Below are 20669 nucleotides of genomic sequence, written 5' to 3' on the forward strand. Positions count from 1 at the left end.
AGGGGTGTATCTAACATGAAGAAGAACAGTCTTTCCTCCATGCATCGGCAGTCGGGTGCATCGGCGCTCGTTATCATGATTATGGTGCTCTTTTTCGGCGGCTTGCTGACACTGGCCATCAAGCTGGGGCCAGCGTATCTTGATGACATTACCATTCAGGAAGCGCTTGAGAGCCTGGAAGGAACAGAGGACCTTTCCACCATGGGGCCTGCTCAGGTGAGAAGTCTGATAAACAAGCGACTTAGCGTGAACAATGTTCGCGGTTTTGATGAAAAGAACATCACCGTTGAGAAGGACGGGGATCTGGTCATCATCAATGTGGATTACGAAGTCCGTAATAACCTGTTCCGTAATGTGGATACCGTTATCCATTTTCAACATGAGTATGAGATGAAGGGCAAGTGAGTTCGCAACCGGATCTCGAGCAGTTACAGCGACGTATCGGCTACCAGTTCAAGACGCCTGAGCGGCTGTTGCTGGCGCTGACCCATAGGAGTTTTGGCAACCAGAACAATGAGCGCCTGGAGTTCCTGGGTGATTCCATCGTTAACATGGTCATTGCTGAATACCTGTACCTGCATTTTGAAAAAGCCCGGGAAGGTCAGTTGAGCCGTCTGAGAGCCCGTATGGTCAAGGGTGTAACCCTTGCGGAAATTGGCCGTGAATTCGAATTGGGCAAGTACCTCAGGCTGGGTTCCGGTGAAATGAAGAGCGGTGGTTTCCGTCGTGAATCCATTCTTGCCGACGCTGTTGAATCCATCATCGGTGCCATATACCTGGACAGTGATTTTCACACCTGTCGGGAACAGGTTTTGCGCTGGTTTGAGGTACGCCTTCAAAAGCTGGATCTGCAGGATACCCAGAAAGACCCCAAAACCCGGCTCCAGGAGTACCTGCAGTCACGGCAGTTTCCGCTGCCTCGCTATGACGTCATTTCCGTGGATGGTGAAGCCCACGCCCAGACGTTCCATGTTTCCTGTGCCCTGCCATCACTTGACCGAAAAACGACCGGCACGGGCAATAGCCGTCGAATCGCCGAGCAGCAGGCCGCCCGCAATGCCCTTAAGCAACTGGGTGTGGAGAATGACTGATGAATGATGTGACTCGTCCGGAAAACCCGGACAGCCGTTGTGGTTTTGTGGCGATCGTCGGTCGGCCCAATGTGGGCAAGTCCACATTGCTGAACCACATTCTGGGCCAGAAGCTCAGTATTACGTCCCGTAAACCCCAGACAACCCGTCATCAGGTACTGGGCATCAAGACCGAAGGCCCGGTTCAGGCAATTTACGTGGATACGCCGGGGATGCACGAAGAAGAACCTCGCGCTATTAACCGGTATATGAACAAGGCGGCGACATCGGCCCTCAAGGATGTCGATGTCGCTGTGTTTGTTGTCGACCAGATGGCGTGGACGACGGCGGACGAAATGGTTCTGGAGAAACTCAGTAGCCTGAAATGCCCGGTGATTCTGGCAGTGAACAAGGTCGACCGCATTGAAAATCGGGAGGCCCTGTTGCCGCACCTCGATATGCTATCCCGGAAGCGCGAGTTTGCCGAAATCATTCCGTTATCAGCTCTCAAGGGGATGAACCTGGAGCCGCTGGAGGCTGCGGTCAGTCGGTTCCTGCCGGAAAGTGTGCATTTTTACCCGGATGACCAGATCACGGATCGCAGCGAACGGTTTATGGCTTCCGAAATGGTGCGGGAGAAAATTACCCGGCAACTGGGAGCAGAACTGCCTTACTCCGTGGCGGTCGAGATCGAAGAATTTCGCAAGGACGGTAAGACTCTTCACATTTCTGCGCTGATACTGGTAGAGCGTGAGGGCCAGAAGAAGATCATTATTGGCGACAAGGGCGAACGCCTGCGGCGCATCGGTCAGGAAGCCAGAACGGATATGGAGCGCCTGTTCGACAGTAAAGTCATGCTGAGGCTCTGGGTCAAGGTCAAGCGAGGTTGGGCGGACAGCGACCGGGCATTGAAAAGCCTGGGTATGAACGACTTCTGAGGCAGCTATGACGGGGCCAATGCAACAGGAGCCCGCGTATGTCCTCCACCGCCGGCCCTGGCGCGAAACCAGTCTGATGGTGGATGTGTTTTCCCTCAACGCGGGCCGGGTAACCGTGATTGCCCGTGGTGGCAACAGCGCAAAGAGCCCGCTCAAGGCGCAGTTGCAACCGTTCCAGCCTCTGTTGCTGGACTGGACCGGACACAGCGACCTGAAGACGCTGACTCAGGCGGACGTTCGCAGCGGCCCCACCCTGAAGCGCACTCTCTCCCTGTACAGCGGTCTTTACGTGAATGAGTTATTGCAGCGTCTGCTGCCGATGGCCGACCCTCACCACCAACTCTTTGCTGCCTACATTGATGTGATTGCTGAGTTGTCGGAAGCCAGTGACGTGGAGCCGGTTCTTCGACGTTTCGAGCAATCCCTGGCTGCGGAACTCGGGTATGACTTCGTCTGGGATCAGGCGATGGATAGTGGACAGCCGGTCGAGGCCGGTGGGCTTTATTGCTATGATCCGGAGCAGGGGATTCTGGCCGAGCCCTCGCCGGGCTCCAGGCTCCGGAACCTGCCCGGGGATACACTGTTGGCGCTGGCTGATGGCGACCTCGAATCTGCGGAGTGCCGGCGCATCGCCAAGCGGGTAACAAGGGTACTTGTGGACTACCTGTTGCAGGGCAAGGTGCTCCATAGCAGAAGCCTGTTCAGTCATCATCGAGGAGACCGTAATGACCTCTAGCTCAATGAAGCCCAGAGTTTTGCTGGGTGTGAATATTGACCATGTTGCTACCTTGCGTCAGGCCAGGGGAACCCGATATCCGGATCCGGTACAGGCTGCGATTCTGGCGGAAGAGGCGGGTGCCGATGGTATCACCATCCATCCCCGCGAAGATCGCAGGCACATCCAGGACCGTGATGTGCTCCTGCTGAAGGAAATCCTCACCACCAAGATGAACCTGGAAATGGCGGTCACTGATGCGATGCTGGCATTCGCCGAGCAGGTGCGGCCGGAATGTGTGTGTCTGGTGCCCGAAAAGCGTGAAGAGCTGACAACTGAAGGCGGCCTGGATGTGGACGGCCAGGAGGCGCGGGTGGCTAAAGCCTGTGACAGGTTGGCAAAGGTTGGTGCCGAGGTCTCCCTGTTTATCGATCCGGATGTAACGCAGATTGATGCGGCAGTCCGTTGCGGTGCGCCGGTGGTGGAACTGCACACGGGGGAATACGCGGAAGCGACAGACCCTCAGATTGTTGAGGCGGCTTTTAACACCTTGCAGGACGCGGTGACTTACGCTCGCAAGAAAGGGTTGGTGGTCAACGCCGGCCACGGTCTGCACTACCACAACACTGAACGCGTTGCCGCCATCGCGGGTATCAACGAACTCAACATTGGCCATGCCATCATTGCCAGGGCGGTGTTTACCGGGCTCAAAGAGGCGGTAAAGGATATGAAAGCAATCCTCGAAAGCGCCCGAACCTAAGGCGCTGATCGTCCCTCAGTCCACGGTTGCCTGCCGAGGGTTTTGCTGCCGGAACAACTGCTGCCAGTCAGTTTGTTCGCTCCAGGTCTGCAAGCGCTCCATGGCTGCAAGCAATTGATTCTTCTGGTACTCCATATCCGGCGCCGCGCACTTCAAGGCGGTTTCCAGTTGGTTTGCAGCAGCGCGTAACTCCGGCACGCCACAGTAACGCGTGGCGCCATGCAGTTTGTGGACGCACTCCAGTAGCTCGTCCATGTCGCCTTTGTTCCAGAGTGCCGGCACCTGGTTAATGTCGGTATGGATCTGTTCGATCAGCATGCTGAACAGTTCCTCGGCCAGATCTGCTTTTCCGGCGGCCAACTGTACGCTTTCGGCCACGCTGACACAGTCAGGCTGTTTCTTTCTGGTTGACGGGCGAACCGAGCGGCGTGTATCGCGCACCTCGGGTACCGGCAGGTGTCCATCATCCGGGTCGGGGTGGCAGGTATAGCCAGTGTAGTCATGAATAATGTCGATCAGTTGGCTGTTGCTAATGGGTTTGGCCAGGTAGCCATCGAATCCCTGCTGGATCAGGCGGTCCTGCTCCTCTGCAAGGGCATGGGCCGTGAGCGCAATGATCGGAGTACGATGGCTGGCGCCATCAAGGCTTCTCAATCTCTCAGTGGTTTCCACCCCGTCCATTCCGGGCATCTGAAGATCCATGAAAACCAGGTCGAACGAGTGTTGGCGCGCCTTGCTCAGCGCTTCAAAGCCGCTGGTTGCTCCCTCAGCTACAACGCCGCAGTCGTTGAGCAGGGTCATTACCAGCTTCAGGTTGGCATCGTTGTCGTCCACCGCCAGCACTCTGGGTACGCGTGTTGATTGGGTTGGCAACTCACGGCTAATGGCATGGGAATGATCCGGCAACTGGCGTTGCCGGTTGCTGATACCGTGCACCAGCAGCAACAGTTCGTCGTACAGGGAGTCGCGGCATACTGGCTTGGTCAGGTGGCCACTGGCCAGCCCCGATAGCGGTGTATCGTGAGTTTCAAGGGTAGGGGTCAACAGCAGTGTGCGGCAATCCCGCTCCAGCTCCAGGGACCGTACTAACGAGCAGTATTGGCTTGAATTCAGCAGGTGACGGGTGATGCCGACAACCGCAACGGCGTAACCGGACTGCTCTTTTTGAGCTTCCTCTATCTGCTCCTGCATGGCACCCGGTGATGAAACCCGGTCGACCGTCATGCCCCATTCCCGGAGCATATGTTCTACCGCCAGGCCGGTGGTTTTCTGTTGGTCAAGGTAGATGGCCCTTTCGCCGCGCAAAGAGTCTTTGGGCGCGATGGCTTCGCCGTTAGAAGACAGTTCCGAGGTCAGGGTAAACCAGAATGTGGAGCCCTTGCCCAGCTCACTCTCAAGCCCGATCTTGCCGCCCATTTCCTCAACCAGGCGCTTGGAGATCGCAAGCCCCAGCCCGGTGCCACCGTATTGCCGGGCAGTAGACGCGTCGGCTTGGCTGAAGGCGTTGAACAGGGACTGCTGCTGAGCTCGCGAGAGCCCGACACCGGAATCGGTAATGCTGAGTCTCAGGGTGATCCGGTTACTCTCTTTATCTTCTTCTTCAAGGCTGGCGCGCAGGACCACTTCACCGGTCTGGGTGAACTTGATGGCATTGTTGACCAGGTTGGTGATCACCTGCTTTACCCGTAGGGGATCGCCCATGATGTTGTCGGGTACATCATTGTAGACCAGTGGTACCAGGTCCAGGTTCTTGCTGTGAGCCGCCGGAGCCAGCATGACCATGACCTCTTCTACGATGTCCCGGAGCTGGAAGGGAATGCGGTCGAGGATGAGTTTGCCGGCCTCGATCTTGGAGAAATCGAGAATGTCGTTGATGATGGTCAGCAGTATTTCCGATGACTTGCGGATGGTGCTCAGGTGATCCCGCTGCTGGCGCGGTAGCGGGCTTTTAAGCAGTAACTCGGTGAAGCCGATGATGCCATTCAGCGGGGTGCGGATTTCATGGGACATGTTGGCCAGGAATTCCGATTTGATGCGGCTGGCTTCCAGGGCTTCCTTGCGGGCGAAATCGAGTTCGATGTTCTGGATTTCGATGGTTTCCAAGGTTTCTCTCAGGTCTTCCGTGGCCTGGTCAATGTTCTGCTGCATTTCCGCCTGGGCTTTGCTCAGTTCCCCGGCCATGGCGTTCAGGCCAGATTCCAATTGCTCGAATTCAGGGCCGGCGCGGGTATAGACCCGAGTGTCCAGTTTGCCTTCCTTGAGTTTGGCCACCGCCTCATTGAGTTCAAAGACAGGATCGGTAAACGAGCGGCTCATGCGTAGCGCAATCATCAGGCTGAGGAGTACGCCGCCTAAGACGAGCAACAGGGAAATCAGCAGCGCTTTATAGGTTTCCTTTTCGGTGCGTATGTGGGACATCTCCACGGTTACCCAGCCGATCGGTTTCTTGCCCGCCCCCACGTTCTGTCGGGAATCCGGGTCCAGCATGCTTTCGATCATCAGGTCCTGGAGATAGACCGGTGTCACGAAAACAGTACTGTCGGCGCGGGTAACCCGTACCGCTTCTTCGCCGGTCAACGTGTCCTTGCCAATATCGTCGGAGCTGCCGGGGCCTGTGTGCAGCAGCCGGTTATGCTCGCTGTCGAAGAAGGTAATCGAGCGCACATCCTGCTCTTCCAGAAGGGCGTTGGAGAGGCTGCTGAGCAGGCTTCTGTTGGCAGTGAACAGGCCGTATTCCGAGCCGGCTGACAGCTGCCGCGAAAGCGACTCGCCACGATCCTGCAGGAGGCTTTCAATGTTGTTGACCCAGCTGTAGGTGAAGAAAAGCCCCAGCATCAACGTGGTCAGAAGGGTGGGGACGAGTGTCACCACCAGTACTTTTTTGCGTATGCCCCAGCGCCGCATAGTGAGTTCCCGATTGACGTCGCCGGCCTGATATCCGGCATTCTTCCCTGTCAGAATAGTTGATTCCACGCAGTCTGGCCGTGATGGCGTCCCCGGATATAGCCCACAGTCATGGATATAGCGAGAAGCTGTATTGGGAGACTGCGGATATTCCGCGTATCATGCGAACCCGGAGTGTATCACAGGCTTGTGTCGTCGGCGTTACCCGCTGGCGGCGGGGTTCCGGAAGAATTGAGGAAGGTTACAACATGCATTTCCCGACCATCGAAGATTATGTAGGGCATACGCCTCTTGTGCGTCTGCAGCGACTTCCGGGCGAGACCAGCAATGTGATTCTGGCCAAGCTTGAGGGTAATAACCCCGCCGGTTCGGTGAAAGATCGTCCTGCTATCAGCATGATCCAGGAAGCAGAGCGCCGGGGTGAAATCAAACCAGGCGATACCCTGATCGAAGCCACCAGTGGAAATACCGGAATTGCCCTGGCGATGGCGGCTGCCATCAAGGGCTACCGTATGGTGCTGATCATGCCAGCGAACATGAGCGAGGAGCGTCGGGCGTCGATGCGCGCCTATGGGGCGGAGATTGTCACCGTCACCAAAGAGGAAGGCATGGAAACCGCCCGCGACCTGGCCCAACAAATGGAAGCGGAAGGTAAGGGTAAAGTGCTAGATCAGTTTGCCAACCAGGACAACCCGCTGGCGCATTACCGCACCACCGGCCCGGAAATCTGGGAGCAGACGGCAGGGCGGGTTACGCATTTTGTCAGCTCCATGGGTACCACCGGAACCATCATGGGCGTGTCCAGGTATTTCAAGGAACGGAATCCCGATATCCAGATTGTTGGCCTGCAGCCCCAGGAAGGAGCGTCTATCCCCGGTATCCGGCGCTGGCCGGAGCCGTACCTGCCGAAAATTTTTGATGCCACCCGTGTGGACACGGTCATGGACATCGGCCAGCAGGAAGCTGAGGACACCATGCGTGCCCTGGCCAGCGAGGAAGGCATTTTCTGTGGTGTTTCATCAGGTGGCTCCATCGCTGCAGCCCTCAAGCTGTCCGCACAGGTTGAAAACGCGGTGATCGTGGCCATTATCTGTGACCGGGGTGATCGTTACCTTTCCACCGGTGTGTTTCCCGGTGCCTGAACCCATCAAGACCTGAATCCAGTTAAGAGACTTTCTATGAGTAGAAGACGCAGGAAGGCCCTGCCAAGCGAACCGGTGCGCTGTGTGATTGAAACCCTCAGTCACGATGGCCGGGGCATCGCCCGGGACAACGGTAAGGCACAGTTCGTTGACGGCGCCCTGCCTGGCGAGACGGTCATGGCCAAATTTACCAGTACACGCAGCAAGTTCGATGAATTACGTGCTGTGGAAGTGCTTGAAGCCGACGACGCGCGTATGACTCCGCCCTGCGACTTTGCCGACCTGTGTGGTGGGTGTAGTCTTCAGCACATGAGTGGCGATGCCCAGATCCGGTTCAAGGAAGATACCCTGCGGGAGCATTTTGCCCATTTTGGGGGCATTGAACCGGACGAGTGGGTGGCGCCCATGCGTTCCCCGGCTCTGGGCTATCGTCGCAAGGCACGGCTGGGCGTGAAATACGTGCCAGCACGGGAATCGGTGCTGGTCGGGTTCCGAGAAAAGCGCAACAGTTTCCTGACCGATATTGATCGTTGCGTGGTGTTGGATCCGCGTATCGGCGATCGCATCACGCCGCTACGTGAACTTCTTCATGGCATGGACGCCTATCGTCGCATACCGCAGGTGGAAGTCGCCTGCGGCGACGATTCGGCGGCGATGATATTCCGCAACATGGACCCGTTGAGCGATTCCGACAGGCAGTCGTTGATCGATTTCGGCCAGGCCCATGACTTGCATATCTATCTGCAACCGAAAGGGCCGGATACGGTTCACAGAATCTGGCCCGAGACCGGCGAAGAGCGACTGTCCTACGACATGGAGGAATTCGACCTGACCATGAAGTTCCATCCCATGGACTTTACCCAGGTCAATGTGGACATCAATCGCAACATGGTACATCGGGCCGTCGAGTGGCTAGACATCCAGCCCGGTGAGCGGGTGTTGGACCTGTTTTGCGGACTGGGTAATTTCACCCTGCCGCTGGCTCGCCGTGCCGGGCAGGTGGTTGGAGTGGAAGGTGACGATGCCATGGTCGTCCGCGGGCGGGAAAATGCGGAACTCAACGGGCTATCGAATGTCGCATTCCACGGCGCTGACTTGCAGGCGGATTTCACAGCACAACCGTGGGCAGCGGAAGGGTTTGACAAAATCCTGATTGATCCGCCGCGTTCCGGAGCCCAGGAGGTGTGTGAATACCTGACAGCCTTTGGTGCGAAGCGAATTGTTTATGTTTCCTGTAACCCGGCCACGCTGGCCAGGGACGCAGGGGTGATGGTACGTAATGGTTATCGACTGGTGAGGGCGGGCGTTATGGACATGTTTCCCCACACCACTCATGTTGAATCCATGGCGATGTTCGAGCGCGTGGATAATTGATGCCTCTCGGGACCGGTCAGGGATGGCCGGATAAGCGACCAGGAAGAACAAGAGCGATATGGTAAAAGTTCGCGAAGACTATGCAGTGACGGGTGACGGCCAGGTTGATATCGAGCGTTGGGTCCGTCAGATCGAGTCACAGACGCATCTTGAGGATGCTGAACAGTTCCGGCGGGCCTGTGAAATGGCCGCCGCGATTGATGTCCAGGCGGTACGCGAGGACAGGGTCTGGGCCCCGGGGGCCAGCAGCTTCCGAACCGGCATCGAAATGGCTCAGGTACTGGTGGAACTGCACCTCGACCAGACCAGCCTGGTGGCAGCAATTCTCTACCGGGCAGTGCGGGAGGAACGGATTCCCCTGGAGGACATCCGCAAGGAGTTCGGCGATGAGGTGGCCGGGCTGATTGATGGTGTTCAGCAGATGGCGGCAATATCGTCCATCCATCACCCTCTTAAGGGTAATGTGCTGGGCCAGACCGAGGGCCAGCTCGATAACGTTCGCAAGATGCTGGTCACCATGATCGACGACGTCCGGGTGGCGCTGATCAAGCTTGCAGAGCGGACCTGCGCCATTCGTGCGGTGAAAAACGCGTCTGAAGAGAAGCGCATGCGTGTGGCCCGCGAGGTGTTTGATATCTATGCGCCGTTGGCGCATCGACTGGGAATCGGTCACATCAAGTGGGAACTGGAAGATCTTTCGTTCCGCTACCTGCACGAAACCGCTTACAAAAAGATCGCCAAGCTGCTCGATGAAAAACGGCTTGACCGCGAAAGCTACATCAAGCGTGTCATCACCACCATCAAGGACGAACTGGATGCGTCTGGAATAGACGGTGAGCTTTCAGGGCGTGCGAAGCACATCTACAGTATCTGGCGGAAGATGCGGCGCAAGGGCATCGACTTTTCTCAGGTGTACGATGTTCGGGCCGTCCGTATCCTGGTGCCTGAGGTCCGTGACTGTTACGCCGCGCTTGGTATCGTGCACACACTCTGGCGCCATATTCCCAACGAATTCGACGACTACGTTGCCAATCCCAAGGAAAACGGGTATCAGTCCCTGCACACGGCTGTCATCGGCCCTGAAGGCAAGGTGATGGAAGTGCAGATCCGTACCCAGGCCATGCATGAGGAAGCTGAGCTTGGCGTTTGTGCTCACTGGCTCTACAAAGGCATGGATAAGGGCAACCGGTCCGTGGGCTATGACGCCAAGATCAACTGGCTGCGCCAAGTGCTGGAGTGGCAGGAGGAACTCGGCGACCTGTCCGGGCTGGCGGATCATCTCAAATCCGATGTCGCCTCCGATCGGGTCTATGTGTTCACGCCCGAAGGCCATGTGGTGGACCTGCCACAAGGCGCGACGCCGGTGGACTTCGCCTATCGTGTGCACACGGAAATCGGTCATGCCTGTCGCGGGGCCAAGGTTAATAGCCGTATCGTGCCGCTGACTTATCCGCTGAAGACCGGCGACCAGATATCCATTCTCACGTCCAATAACCAGGCGCCCAGCCGTGACTGGCTTAACCCGAGCCTGGGCTATATCCAGACTTCCCGTGCCCGGGCCAAGGTTACCCACTGGTTCAAGCAACAGGACCGCGATCGCAACATTGTTGATGGTCGGGCCATTTTGGAAGACGAGTTCAAACGCCTGTCGCTGTACGAGGTGGACCTCAACGACCTGGCTCGCAAAGTGAATTACCAGGCTGCCGAGGACATGTATGCGGCAGTGGGGGCCGGGGATCTTCGACCCACCCACGTGGCTAACGTCGCCCAGCAGATGCTGGAGCCGAAATCCGAGCAACTGGATCTGAAGCTCAGCACACAGAGGCGCAAGCCCTACGACACCGAATCGGATATCCAGATTCTGGGCGTTGGCAAGCTCAAGACCCAGGTGGCGAAATGCTGCAAACCCCTGCCGGGTGATCCGATCGGTGGCTACATCACCGTCGGCCGTGGTGTCACCGTGCATCGGCAGGATTGCATCACCTTCCTGAATCTGAAGGAGTTCGAGCCCAATCGGATTATCGAGGTGAGTTGGGGCGGTCAGCCTGTAGCCGTGTATCCCGTTGATGTAGAAATTGAAGCTTACGACCGCTCCGGGTTGTTGCGGGATATCACCCAGGTGCTGTCGTCTTCCAAAAGTGACGTTCTGGCACTCAATACCTTGTCCAACAAGGATGAGAACACAGCCACCATGACCGTTACCCTGGAAATTTCCAGCCTTGATCAGTTGGCCAAGTTGCTCGCCCAGATTCGCAATCTCCCCAACATCATTAATGTCAGGCGAAAGCGATCATGAGCTATTCCATTGACGATCTTAAAACCTTGATGACACGGCTTCGGGACCCGGAGTCCGGGTGCCCGTGGGATACCCGCCAGAGCTATAAGACCATCGTGCCCCACACCATTGAAGAGGCCTACGAGGTTGCCGATGCCATCGACCGTGAAGACTACCCGCACCTGGAAGATGAACTGGGTGATCTGCTGTTTCAGGTGATCTTCTACAGCCAGATGGGGAAGGAAGATAACCACTTCGACTTCGACTCGGTGGTTGATAACCTCGTGCGCAAGCTGGTCCGGCGTCATCCCCACGTGTTCCCGGAAGGCACCCTGGAAAGCAGGATCGATCCGAACAACCGGCCCAGTGAGGCTGATATCAAGGCGAGCTGGGAACGTATCAAGGCAGAGGAGCGGGCGGCGAAGCCGGAGGCGTCTGTGGAGACTGCGCCATCAAGCCGGCTCGACGGCATTGCCCGGACGCTCCCCGCAATGGTGCGCGCTGAGAAACTTCAGCGCAGGGCCGCCAACCATGGCTTTGACTGGCCAGAGGTTGAGCCGGTCTTCGACAAGCTTCACGAAGAGATCGATGAGCTAAAGAAAGCCTGGTATGACGCGAGTTCCGGCGATGGTCCGGCGGAGGCGGTGGAGGACGAGCTGGGTGACCTGTTGTTTGTGTGCGTCAACCTGGCACGTTTCATGAAGGTTAATCCTGAGCAGGCCCTCAACAGCACGAATCACAAGTTTGAGATGCGATTCCGTGCTATTGAGGAGCACCTCGAACGCGAAGGCCGTGATCTTGATGGCGAATCGCTGGAGGCATTGGACGCCGTCTGGCAAGCCGTCAAAGGGGTTGAAAAGACTCGTAAAAGGTAACGGATAAGTACAATCCGTTACCAAGTTTTCCGCCCCTGGTGCGGTCGCTTCGTCTACACTTCCGGTTAAGGATGCACACACTTTGTGCACCCTGTGGGCCACCAAGAAGATGCAGGAGTGAAGGCACCATGAAAATCAAAGATCTGGTCAACTACTGGGACAAGCACGCACGTGGTCGGCTGACCCGTGATGCGTATTTTGCCGACCTCTCTGACCAGCATCACAAGCGACTGGAAAAACTGGCCGCGTTGTATCCGATGAAGTCTTCCCAGGACCTGATGCGAGACCTGATTTCCGCTGCCCTTGATGAGCTGGAAACCAGCTTTCCGTACGTTCAGGGGTCTAAGGTTGTTGCGTTCGATGAAGACGGCTTCGAAATCTATGAAGATCAGGGGATGACCCCGCGCTTCATCAGTCTCAGCCAGAAGCATATCCAGCGGCTGAAGGCGCGCCAGCTCGAATCGGTTGCCTGATCAGGCCAACGCCTGATTGATCGCGACGGCCCTGCGATACCCGACGGGGTGGCTTCGCCACCCCGCAGAGAAGTGCCCCCGCTTTATTTATCCTTGCCTTCCAGCTTGTCCTTCAACGGGCTCAGCCTGACCAGGTCGTCCAACGCGGCGCCAATCATGTCATTCAGTATGTCGCTCTCTGAACGATCCGGGTAAAGCTCGGCCAGTGCTGCTATGCGCGCGGCATCTTCCAGCGGCAAGCGGAGATTGTAATCGTGGCTGCGCTCAACAGACTCTTTCTTGCTTTCCCAGTGCTTGGGCAGATCGGTTACTTTCATGGATACTCCTTGCGGCGAAAGGCTTTAATCGTTAGAAAGGCTTTATAAGAGTAAACAGTATCGTTAGTTTACTTCGCCTCCGTCAATTTAAAAGGACGTCAATGTGACTGAGCTACACCCTGACCTTCGAGAAAACGTTCGCATGCTGGGCGAGTTGCTAGGGCAGAGTATCCAGCGTCACCCCGGGCAAGATTGCTACGAGTTGATAGAAGAAGTGCGGGCGGCTGCCAAGGCCGACCGTCGCCAGGAAAGCGGTTCCGGCCAGCGCCTGGTCAACCTGCTGGGCAAGCTTCGTGATGACGAGTTGCTGCCGGTAACCCGCGCCTTTAACCAGTTCCTGAACCTGGCCAATCTGGCGGAACAATACCACGGCATCCGCCGCAAGCGGGGTCATCAATCGGACCTGATGGTGGAATCCCTCGAAGAGGTGTTTGGCCGCCTCAAAGACGGTGGCGTCAGTGCCGATGAACTGCACAAGCGAGTGGCTGACCTTCGTATCGAGTACGTTCTGACAGCACATCCCACCGAAGTGGCCCGCCGTACGCTGATCATGAAGTACGACGAAATGTCCGATTGCCTGGCCCGACTGGATCATGAGGACCTGTTGCCCGCGGAGCGCGATGAAATCGTCGGACGCCTGTCGCAACTGGTCACCGAAGCCTGGCACACGGATGAGATTCGGCATGAGCGCCCGACGGCGGTTGACGAAGCCAAGTGGGGATTTGCCGTTATTGAGAACAGTCTGTGGCAGGCATTGCCGCGTTTTCTGAGAAGCCTGGATCTATCGCTTTCAGACGCCACGGGGAAGGGGTTACCGCTGGACGCGTCGCCCATCCGGATCGCCTCCTGGATGGGCGGTGATCGCGATGGCAACCCCAATGTAACCCATGAAGTAACCCGCAAGGTGTTCCTGCTGGGCCGCTGGATGGCAGCCGATCTCTACCTGCGGGACATCCAGTCCCTGCGTGCGGAATTGTCCATGTGGCAGGCCAGTGATGAGCTGAGGGACGTCGTTGGTGATACCCGGGAGCCCTATCGCCAGGTGCTGGCCGGGCTGAGGGAGAAACTGATCAAAACCCGGGACTGGGCGGAAGCCAGGGTTGCCGGCGAGCCCTCTGACGCCACCGGCATTCTGTTTGCCAACGAGGACTTCACAGGGCCGTTGGAGCTTTGTTATCGGTCCCTGGTGGACTGCGGGTTGGAATCCATTGCCAATGGTCCGCTGCTGGACACCATTCGCCGCGCCCACACCTTTGGCTTGCCTCTGATTCGCCTGGACATCCGCCAGGAGTCGACCCGTCATGCCGAGGCGGTTGCGGAAATGGTGGATTACCTGGGGCTGGGCGATTATCTGTCCTGGTCCGAACAGGAACGTCAGGATTTCCTGGTGCGCGAACTCAAGGGGCGCCGGCCACTGATTCCCAGGCACTGGAAACCCTCCGACGAAGTCGCTGAGGTGCTGGCTACCTGCGAAGTGGTGGCAGAGCAGACGCCGGAAGCGCTGGGTTCCTATGTCATCTCCATGGCCAGCAAACCGTCGGATGTGCTGAACGTGATTTTGCTGCTACGTGAAGCGGGTATGAAAAACCCGATGCGGGTAGTGCCCCTCTTTGAGACCCTGGATGACCTGCGCGGCGCCCCTGACAGTATGGCGGCGCTCTACAGCGTGGACTGGTATCGGGACTATTGCGAAGGCCGGCAGGAAGTCATGATCGGCTATTCCGATTCCTCCAAAGACGCTGGTCAGATGATGGCCGCGTGGGCTCAGTACCAGGCTCAGGAAAAGCTCACCGAGGTCGCCAATCAGTATGGCGTCCACCTCACGCTGTTTCATGGCCGCGGTGGCACCGTCGGCCGTGGTGGTGGCCCGGCCAACCGTGCAATCCTGTCTCAACCGCCAGGTTCGGTGAACGGCAGTTTCCGGATCACCGAGCAGGGCGAGATGATCCGCTTCAAGTTTGGCCTTCCCCGGCTGGCGGAACAGAGCCTGACGCTGTACACCACGGCGGTGATTGAAGCCACCCTGGCGCCACCGCGAGGGCCAGAGCCGGAATGGCGGGAGGCTATGGACTGGCTCACCGAACGCTCCCTCAAAGCATACCGTGACGTGGTTCGGGAGAATCCGGACTTTGTTCCCTATTTCCGCCAGGTCACTCCGGAGCAGGCGCTGGGCAAGCTGGCCCTGGGTAGCCGCCCGGCACGACGCAAACCCGGCGGTGGAGTGGAAAGCCTGCGGGCCATTCCCTGGATTTTCGCGTGGACCCAGATGCGGATGATGCTGCCCAGCTGGCTGGGTAGCGACGTTGCCCTCGAGGAGGCATTTCACAACGACCGCGTGCCGGTGCTGCGGGAGATGATGCAGCAATGGCCGTTCTTCAAAACCTACGTGGATATGCTGGAAATGGTGCTGGCAAAATCTGACCTGCGAATTGCCAGCTACTACGAAAAGACGTTGGTCGATGATCCAAAACTGCTTGAACTCGGCAAGAACCTGCGGGAGCGCCTGCAGGGCTGCATCCGCCATTTGCTGGAATTGAAGCAGCAGGACACCTTACTGGAACAGGAACCTGTATTTGCCCATTCCATGCGTGTACGTAATCCGTATACTGATCCGCTACACTATTTACAGGCGGAACTGCTCAAGCGTGACCGTGAGGGCGAGGGCAAGGGCGAAGTGCCCGAGATGGTTGAGCGCGCACTCAAGGTAACCATGGCCGGTATTGCGGCCGGCATGCGGAACACCGGCTAAAGCAGGTTCAGCGGATCATAAAAAACAGGAGTAACGCCGTGGCGTTAGCGGCAAGACTGGAACGCTTTTTAACCGGCAAAGGAATTGCCTATCGGGAACTTGAGATTGATCAGGTACTTAGCTTTGACGCCGCGGTCATGGCGTCCGGGCGTCCTCAGGATGAGTTTATCCGGGCAACGCCCCTGATCGACATCAATGGCGTCGTCATGGCCGTTCACGGTTACAACACCAGTCTGGATATGGACCTGGTGCACAAGCAAACTGGCCGACGCCTGCAGCCGTTAACGGCTCGCCAGTCCGCCCGGCTGTTTGCCGACTGTGACCCGGGCTTCCAGCCGCCGGTCGGGGCTGCCTACGATCTGCCGGTACTCGTTGATGAGGATATCCTGGGATACCCCCGCACCCTCATGTGCTGCGGGACCGACAACACGCTTCTCGAGTTGGACCGCACCTCTCTGGCAAGGGCCCTGGCGGATGCCACTCAGGGCCACCTGGCGATTCGCGGGCAAAACAACGATGAGCGTGATGCCCTGACGCTGGAAGAAGTGGCCGACAAGCTGCAGAAGCTTTACCGTCTGCCGCCCATGCCAGCGCTGGCGCTGCGCATTCTCCGTTTGACGGCCAATTCCGAGGCGACCGCCCGCGAACTGGGCGAGCTGATAGAGTTTGATCCCAGCCTTACCGCGCAGATCATGCGCTATGCCCGTTCTGCCCTGTTCAACTATCCCGGTCAGATCAACTCGGTACAGGAAGCGGTGACCCGGGTTCTTGGGTTTGATCGTGTGGCCCATATCGCGCTGGGTATTGCGTCCGTGCGCGCTTTCGAAGTGCCCCGTCAGGGTATGCTGGGGATGGACCAGTTCTGGCGCCACTCTCTGTATAACGCGTTTGTTTGCCAGCGTATGGCGCCAAAGTGCCATTCCGATAAAGGCCTGGCGTATCTGTGTGGCTTGCTGCACAACTTCGGCCTACTGCTGATCGGCCACCTGTTTCCCCAGGAGTTTGACGAGCTGAATTCGCTGCGGGAAGCCAATCCCGACGCCAGCATGCACTCGCTGGAGCAACAGGTGTTCGGGGCCAGCAACGATCAACAGATGCTGGCGGTTGGCCACGGCGCCATTGGCGGCATCCTTCACCGACTTTGGGAGCTGCCTGACCCGGTGGTCAAGGCCGCGGGCATGCATCAGCAGGAGGGCTACCATGGCGAGCATGAACAGTATGTGCTCATGGTCCAGCTGGCCAATGGGCTGCTGAAGGAAAGGGGGATTGGGGATGAGTTCAACCCGGATGATGTCGCCTCCCTTGCGTCGTCCCTCGGGCTTTCCGAAGGGGATGTTGCTCGTTTGAACGAGGAGATTGACAGCGTTTCCGGGGAGCTGGACGCGCTGGCGTTATCCCTGTCATCCTGACCGTCGAGCACTATCAGCTACAGCCGCAACTCACAGCCCGATGTAACCTTTTGGTGCATGCTACGGAGGTCCACTTTCTATGAGGGGGCTGAGTTCGTATAATGCGCCTTCCTTGGCAGGGGCTGCGGGCTCGTTGCTGCCGAGAAGCTGTCGCAAAGCCGCCGGGTTTTGCAACAGCTTTTCAAATGATAATGACTACAACGGGAGCACAGCGTTATGAGAATCATCATGTTAGGCGCGCCAGGCGCAGGCAAGGGTACGCAGGCCCAGTTCATCACCGAACGGTTTGAAATCCCGCAGATTTCGACCGGCGACATGCTTCGCGCGGCGGTGAAAGCCGAGTCCGATCTTGGCAAGCAGGTCAAGGAAGTGATGGCTTCTGGCGGCCTGGTGTCTGATGACATCATCATTGCGCTCATCGAAGAACGGGTTAAGCAGCCTGACTGCAAGAACGGCTTCCTGCTCGACGGTTTCCCCCGCACTATTCCCCAGGCCGAGGCCCTGAAAGACCAGGGTATTGTTATTGACTATGTGGTGGAAATCGCCGTTGATGACGAGGAAATCGTAAGCCGTCTGTCAGGTCGTCGGGTGCACGAGGGCAGTGGTCGCATCTATCATGTGAAGTACGATCCGCCCAAGACCGAAGGTAAAGACGACGAGACTGGCGATGCCCTCATCCAGCGCGAGGACGACAAGGAAGAAACCGTCCGTAAACGCCTGAAGATCTACCACGAGCAAACCGCGCCACTGGTCGGTTACTATCAGGACTGGGCGAAAGAAGCCCCTGCCGCTGCGCCGAAATATGTGCGCGTAAAAGGCGTGGGCAGCCTGGATGACATTCGCGACCAGATTCTTACCCAACTGAAGTAACCCTGTGAAACTACTGGCACTGGATACCTCATCAGAGGGCTGCTCAGCAGCCCTGCTGGTGGATAACAGCCTGGTGGAGCGGTTCGAGCTGGCTCCACGCGGACACACCCGCCTGTTGATGCCGATGATCCGCGAGCTTCTCGCCGAGAAGGAACTGGTGCCGGCGGACCTCGATGCGCTCGCATTTGCCTGTGGTCCGGGCTCGTTCACGGGCCTTCGCATTGCTACGGGGGTTGTCCAGGGCCTGGCCTATGGTCTTGGAATCCCCGTTATTCCAGTGTCATCCCTGGCAGCCGTTGCCGAGGATGCGATACAGCATTGGCAAATGCTGGACGGCGACGCCGTTGCAGTGGCCTTCGATGCCCGCATGGGTGAAGCCTATTGGGCCTGTTATATGTGCCGAGATGGGCAACCGGAGTTGATGGGTCACGAGCAGGTCTGCGCTCCGGCGTCTGTGACTCTGGCCGATGGCGCATCCCGGTGGTTTGGTGCCGGTCAGGGGTGGAGCCTGAAAGAAAATTTCCCGGCCGATGTTGCCGCAACCATGGACCGCATCGACGAGACTCTGGTGCCCAGGGCTTCCAGAGTGGCGGAGATCGCCGCCCGTGCCTTTCATGCGGGAGCCGGGGTACCGGCCGAACAGGCACAACCGGTATACATTCGTGATGAAGTGGCCTGGAAAAAACTGCCCGGCCGCTAACAACAACCTCACTGCTACCACCCGGAATCACTGCCGATGGAACTGTGGCACATTATTGTATTGGCCGTTATACAGGGGCTGACGGAATTTCTTCCGATCAGCAGTTCGGCCCATCTGATCCTTCCCTCACAGGTATTTGGCTGGCCGGATCAAGGCCTTGCGTTCGATGTCGCCGTGCATGTAGGGACGTTGGCAGCAGTGATCTGGTACTTTCGCGCGGAAGTGGGCCGTCTCACGGTTGCCTGGGTTGGAGATACGGTTCGGGGCCGTGTCGGGCAGGATAGTGGCCTTGCGTGGGCGGTCATCGCCGGCACCATTCCAGCCGGACTGGCTGGTCTGTTGCTTAATGATTTCATTGAAACCTCCCTGCGTTCCGGGTTGGTGATTGCAGTTTCGACCATCGGTTTTGGTTTGGTGCTGTGGTGGTCGGACGCGGTGGGACGTCGCAACCGGGACCTGCCGGCATTGACCATGAAAGATGCGGTGATCATTGGCGTGGCCCAGGCGCTGGCTCTCATTCCGGGCACCTCCCGATCCGGTATTACCATCACGGCGGCTCTGTTTCTCGGGTTTGGACGGGAGGCAGCCGCCCGATTCTCGTTCCTGTTGTCGATCCCGCTGATTCTCGCCGCCGGTCTGCTGAAAACCCTGGAGCTGGTGGAGCAGGGCGGGGCAACCGACTGGGCGGCTATTGCCCTGGGTGCTGCGCTGTCATTTGTCAGTGCCGTGGTCTGTATCCACCTGTTTCTCAAGTTCCTTGAGAGACTTGGCCTGATGCCGTTCGTTATATACCGCCTGGTACTCGGTCTGCTGTTGCTTGTCATGCTCTGGTAGTGCAAACATTGAACAGCCTGCTTTAAAATTGGTCCAGGATCTTCCATAATCCACTACCTGTGGTCTTTTTAACCGGTGTGCCAGAATGATCGGTGGTGTTAACCCAAACAGCAGTCTTCCTTTCCAGTCCGGCAACAGCAGCCCGGTTCGTGAGCGCAGTGACATCGCTCGTGCGCCTGCGTCCGCCCCCGATAACGATAGCCAGGCCGTTCGCCGTGATCTCACCGATGCACGGCCCCCCAACGCCGAACAACGGCCGGTTCCTTCTGCTGAGTCGCTAGAACGCCGTGTCGAGGCACGTCAAGCCGCGGAGGACGTGCGCCTGGAGCGTTTCCGTGCCGATGAAGTTTCCCTGAGCACCTCCAGAGCCCTGTCCACGTTTGCTGATGTCGCCGCCGGAGGCGATGTTGCGGATGCAGGGCTCTCAGGCATCGATATCCTGGTTTGATGTCGCCAGGAAGCACCCTGTCTGAACTTGCAGTTGGCTGCAGCCCCCTTGGCGATCTCCACGCTGCACGTTCCCTGTCTGAAGCATTATCATTGCCTCTGCTGGGTACGCTTCGTCCGCGAGACGTGCGGGATTACCCAGTGCTGCTGTTTCTGGATGAAAATGGTCTTGGCCTGCAGGTGACCGGCAAGGGGGCTCCAGGGCCTGTCAGAGCCGAGTTCGTGACCGGAAAGGCGGGATACCGGAGAGAACACGGCGGTGGCACCGGACAACTGATTGCCAAGGCTGTTGGCCTGAAGAAAGCCCGCCAGCCCCTTCATGTTCTGGATGCAACGGCCGGTCTTGGCCAGGACGCGTTCGTACTGGCCTCCCTGGGCTGCAGGTTAACCCTTTTCGAACGCTCGCCGGTTATCCATGCGTTGCTTAGTGATGGACTTTCCCGTGCGGCCCTGAACGAGCAGAGCGCGCCCATTGTCGCCCGGATGGCATTGCAGTCGGGTAGCAGTATCGACTGGTTATCGCAGGCGGGCGCGGGCGCCGCGGATGTGATCTACCTTGACCCGATGTTTCCCCATCGCGACAAGTCGGCCCTGGTCAAGAAGGAAATGCAGGTGTTCCGCACGGTGGTGGGAGACGACGATGACTCACCGGCGTTGTTGAAGGCCGCGTTGGCAGTGGCAACCTATCGGGTTGTCGTCAAACGCCCGCGCAAGGCGGAGCCAGTGAGTGGCCCCGAACCCACCACCCGTATTGAAGGAAAGAGCAGCCGGTACGATATCTACTCCATCAAGGCGTTTCCTGCCGGATAGGTCACCG

Annotated in this window: 19 protein-coding genes; 17 read left to right on the plus strand and 2 right to left on the minus strand. The window is 57.9% G+C overall.

Features of this window, described 5'->3' with window-relative positions:
- Positions 1 to 15: 15 nt before the first annotated feature.
- Genes AAGD24_RS06155 through pdxJ form a run of 5 tightly spaced genes read left to right on the plus strand, consistent with a single transcriptional unit; the run spans position 16 to position 3483 of the window.
- On the plus strand, positions 16 to 405 hold the full coding sequence (locus tag AAGD24_RS06155; protein ID WP_036204200.1) for a DUF4845 domain-containing protein: 390 nt from the start codon (positions 16 to 18) through the stop codon (positions 403 to 405).
- Positions 402 to 1091 (plus strand): ribonuclease III, encoded by a 690-nt coding sequence (gene rnc / locus AAGD24_RS06160; RefSeq protein WP_007152064.1) that lies wholly within the window; start codon positions 402 to 404, stop codon positions 1089 to 1091. The genes AAGD24_RS06155 and rnc overlap by 4 nt, the downstream gene beginning before the upstream one ends.
- Positions 1091 to 2008 carry a GTPase Era gene (gene era / locus AAGD24_RS06165; RefSeq protein WP_036204205.1) on the plus strand — a complete coding sequence of 306 codons (918 nt, stop codon included), beginning with the start codon at positions 1091 to 1093 and terminating at the stop codon, positions 2006 to 2008. The genes rnc and era overlap by 1 nt, the downstream gene beginning before the upstream one ends.
- A 7-nt stretch (positions 2009 to 2015) precedes the next feature.
- Complete coding sequence (gene recO / locus AAGD24_RS06170) at positions 2016 to 2744, plus strand: DNA repair protein RecO (RefSeq protein WP_379866860.1); 729 nt, start codon at positions 2016 to 2018, stop codon at positions 2742 to 2744.
- Between the two features lie 4 nt (positions 2745 to 2748).
- Positions 2749 to 3483 carry a pyridoxine 5'-phosphate synthase gene (gene pdxJ, locus AAGD24_RS06175; RefSeq protein WP_036204211.1) on the plus strand — a complete coding sequence of 245 codons (735 nt, stop codon included), beginning with the start codon at positions 2749 to 2751 and terminating at the stop codon, positions 3481 to 3483.
- Positions 3484 to 3498: 15 nt separating this feature from the next.
- Here pdxJ and AAGD24_RS06180 read toward each other — a convergent pair whose 3' ends face one another.
- A complete protein-coding gene (locus AAGD24_RS06180; protein ID WP_379867308.1) occupies positions 3499 to 6387 on the minus strand; it encodes an ATP-binding protein in 2889 nt (962 codons plus the stop codon).
- 248 nt (positions 6388 to 6635) lie between these two features.
- On the opposite strand from AAGD24_RS06180, the gene cysM reads away from it, so the two are divergent.
- The 5 genes from cysM to AAGD24_RS06205 all read left to right on the plus strand — a co-directional run bounded on the left by cysM (position 6636) and on the right by AAGD24_RS06205 (position 12526).
- Entirely contained in the window at positions 6636 to 7529 is an 894-nt protein-coding gene (cysM, locus tag AAGD24_RS06185; RefSeq protein ID WP_036204217.1) for a cysteine synthase CysM, read from the plus strand.
- A 36-nt stretch (positions 7530 to 7565) separates the two neighbouring features.
- Positions 7566 to 8903 (plus strand): 23S rRNA (uracil(1939)-C(5))-methyltransferase RlmD, encoded by a 1338-nt coding sequence (gene rlmD / locus AAGD24_RS06190; RefSeq protein WP_085681478.1) that lies wholly within the window; start codon positions 7566 to 7568, stop codon positions 8901 to 8903.
- A 58-nt stretch (positions 8904 to 8961) separates the two neighbouring features.
- The gene (gene relA, locus AAGD24_RS06195; protein WP_036204223.1) at positions 8962 to 11199 is read left to right on the plus strand and encodes a GTP diphosphokinase; all 2238 of its coding nucleotides are present in this window, start codon (positions 8962 to 8964) and stop codon (positions 11197 to 11199) included.
- Entirely contained in the window at positions 11196 to 12053 is an 858-nt protein-coding gene (mazG, locus tag AAGD24_RS06200; RefSeq protein WP_041335064.1) for a nucleoside triphosphate pyrophosphohydrolase, read from the plus strand. Before relA ends, mazG begins: the two co-directional genes overlap by 4 nt.
- A gap of 128 nt (positions 12054 to 12181) precedes the next feature.
- On the plus strand, positions 12182 to 12526 hold the full coding sequence (locus AAGD24_RS06205; protein ID WP_007152055.1) for a hypothetical protein: 345 nt from the start codon (positions 12182 to 12184) through the stop codon (positions 12524 to 12526).
- Positions 12527 to 12609: 83 nt separating this feature from the next.
- Here AAGD24_RS06205 and AAGD24_RS06210 read toward each other — a convergent pair whose 3' ends face one another.
- Complete coding sequence (locus AAGD24_RS06210) at positions 12610 to 12843, minus strand: hypothetical protein (RefSeq protein WP_007152054.1); 234 nt, start codon at positions 12841 to 12843, stop codon at positions 12610 to 12612.
- A 103-nt stretch (positions 12844 to 12946) separates the two neighbouring features.
- Between AAGD24_RS06210 and ppc the strand changes: the two genes are divergently transcribed.
- The 7 genes from ppc to AAGD24_RS06245 all read left to right on the plus strand — a co-directional run bounded on the left by ppc (position 12947) and on the right by AAGD24_RS06245 (position 20662).
- Complete coding sequence (ppc, locus tag AAGD24_RS06215) at positions 12947 to 15592, plus strand: phosphoenolpyruvate carboxylase (protein WP_336146151.1); 2646 nt, start codon at positions 12947 to 12949, stop codon at positions 15590 to 15592.
- 38 nt (positions 15593 to 15630) lie between these two features.
- On the plus strand, positions 15631 to 17001 hold the full coding sequence (locus tag AAGD24_RS06220) for an HDOD domain-containing protein (protein WP_036204230.1): 1371 nt from the start codon (positions 15631 to 15633) through the stop codon (positions 16999 to 17001).
- 216 nt (positions 17002 to 17217) lie between these two features.
- Positions 17218 to 17871 carry an adenylate kinase gene (gene adk, locus AAGD24_RS06225; RefSeq protein WP_036204233.1) on the plus strand — a complete coding sequence of 218 codons (654 nt, stop codon included), beginning with the start codon at positions 17218 to 17220 and terminating at the stop codon, positions 17869 to 17871.
- Between the two features lie 4 nt (positions 17872 to 17875).
- Positions 17876 to 18571, plus strand: a complete 696-nt coding sequence (gene tsaB / locus AAGD24_RS06230; protein ID WP_075195972.1) for a tRNA (adenosine(37)-N6)-threonylcarbamoyltransferase complex dimerization subunit type 1 TsaB — start codon at positions 17876 to 17878, stop codon at positions 18569 to 18571.
- 36 nt (positions 18572 to 18607) lie between these two features.
- Positions 18608 to 19405, plus strand: a complete 798-nt coding sequence (locus AAGD24_RS06235) for an undecaprenyl-diphosphate phosphatase (RefSeq protein WP_036204238.1) — start codon at positions 18608 to 18610, stop codon at positions 19403 to 19405.
- An 85-nt stretch (positions 19406 to 19490) separates the two neighbouring features.
- Entirely contained in the window at positions 19491 to 19853 is a 363-nt protein-coding gene (locus AAGD24_RS06240; protein ID WP_075195971.1) for a UDP pyrophosphate phosphatase, read from the plus strand.
- A complete protein-coding gene (locus AAGD24_RS06245; protein ID WP_228210488.1) occupies positions 19853 to 20662 on the plus strand; it encodes a class I SAM-dependent methyltransferase in 810 nt (269 codons plus the stop codon). Before AAGD24_RS06240 ends, AAGD24_RS06245 begins: the two co-directional genes overlap by 1 nt.
- Positions 20663 to 20669 lie beyond the last annotated feature (7 nt).

Source organism: Marinobacter sp. M5B (assembly GCF_042604615.1).
Lineage (GTDB): Bacteria > Pseudomonadota > Gammaproteobacteria > Pseudomonadales > Oleiphilaceae > Marinobacter > Marinobacter salarius.

Coding starts and splice junctions, on each gene's coding strand:
- AAGD24_RS06155 (WP_036204200.1), top strand. CDS start 16: ATGAAGAAGAACAGTCTTTCCTCCATGCATCGGCAGTCGGGTGCATCG.
- era (WP_036204205.1), top strand. CDS start 1,091: ATGAATGATGTGACTCGTCCGGAAAACCCGGACAGCCGTTGTGGTTTT.
- recO (WP_379866860.1), top strand. CDS start 2,016: ATGACGGGGCCAATGCAACAGGAGCCCGCGTATGTCCTCCACCGCCGG.
- pdxJ (WP_036204211.1), top strand. CDS start 2,749: ATGAAGCCCAGAGTTTTGCTGGGTGTGAATATTGACCATGTTGCTACC.
- AAGD24_RS06180 (WP_379867308.1), bottom strand. CDS start 6,387: ATGCGGCGCTGGGGCATACGCAAAAAAGTACTGGTGGTGACACTCGTC.
- cysM (WP_036204217.1), top strand. CDS start 6,636: ATGCATTTCCCGACCATCGAAGATTATGTAGGGCATACGCCTCTTGTG.
- rlmD (WP_085681478.1), top strand. CDS start 7,566: ATGAGTAGAAGACGCAGGAAGGCCCTGCCAAGCGAACCGGTGCGCTGT.
- relA (WP_036204223.1), top strand. CDS start 8,962: ATGGTAAAAGTTCGCGAAGACTATGCAGTGACGGGTGACGGCCAGGTT.
- mazG (WP_041335064.1), top strand. CDS start 11,196: ATGAGCTATTCCATTGACGATCTTAAAACCTTGATGACACGGCTTCGG.
- AAGD24_RS06205 (WP_007152055.1), top strand. CDS start 12,182: ATGAAAATCAAAGATCTGGTCAACTACTGGGACAAGCACGCACGTGGT.
- AAGD24_RS06210 (WP_007152054.1), bottom strand. CDS start 12,843: ATGAAAGTAACCGATCTGCCCAAGCACTGGGAAAGCAAGAAAGAGTCT.
- adk (WP_036204233.1), top strand. CDS start 17,218: ATGAGAATCATCATGTTAGGCGCGCCAGGCGCAGGCAAGGGTACGCAG.
- AAGD24_RS06235 (WP_036204238.1), top strand. CDS start 18,608: ATGGAACTGTGGCACATTATTGTATTGGCCGTTATACAGGGGCTGACG.
- AAGD24_RS06240 (WP_075195971.1), top strand. CDS start 19,491: ATGATCGGTGGTGTTAACCCAAACAGCAGTCTTCCTTTCCAGTCCGGC.
- AAGD24_RS06245 (WP_228210488.1), top strand. CDS start 19,853: ATGTCGCCAGGAAGCACCCTGTCTGAACTTGCAGTTGGCTGCAGCCCC.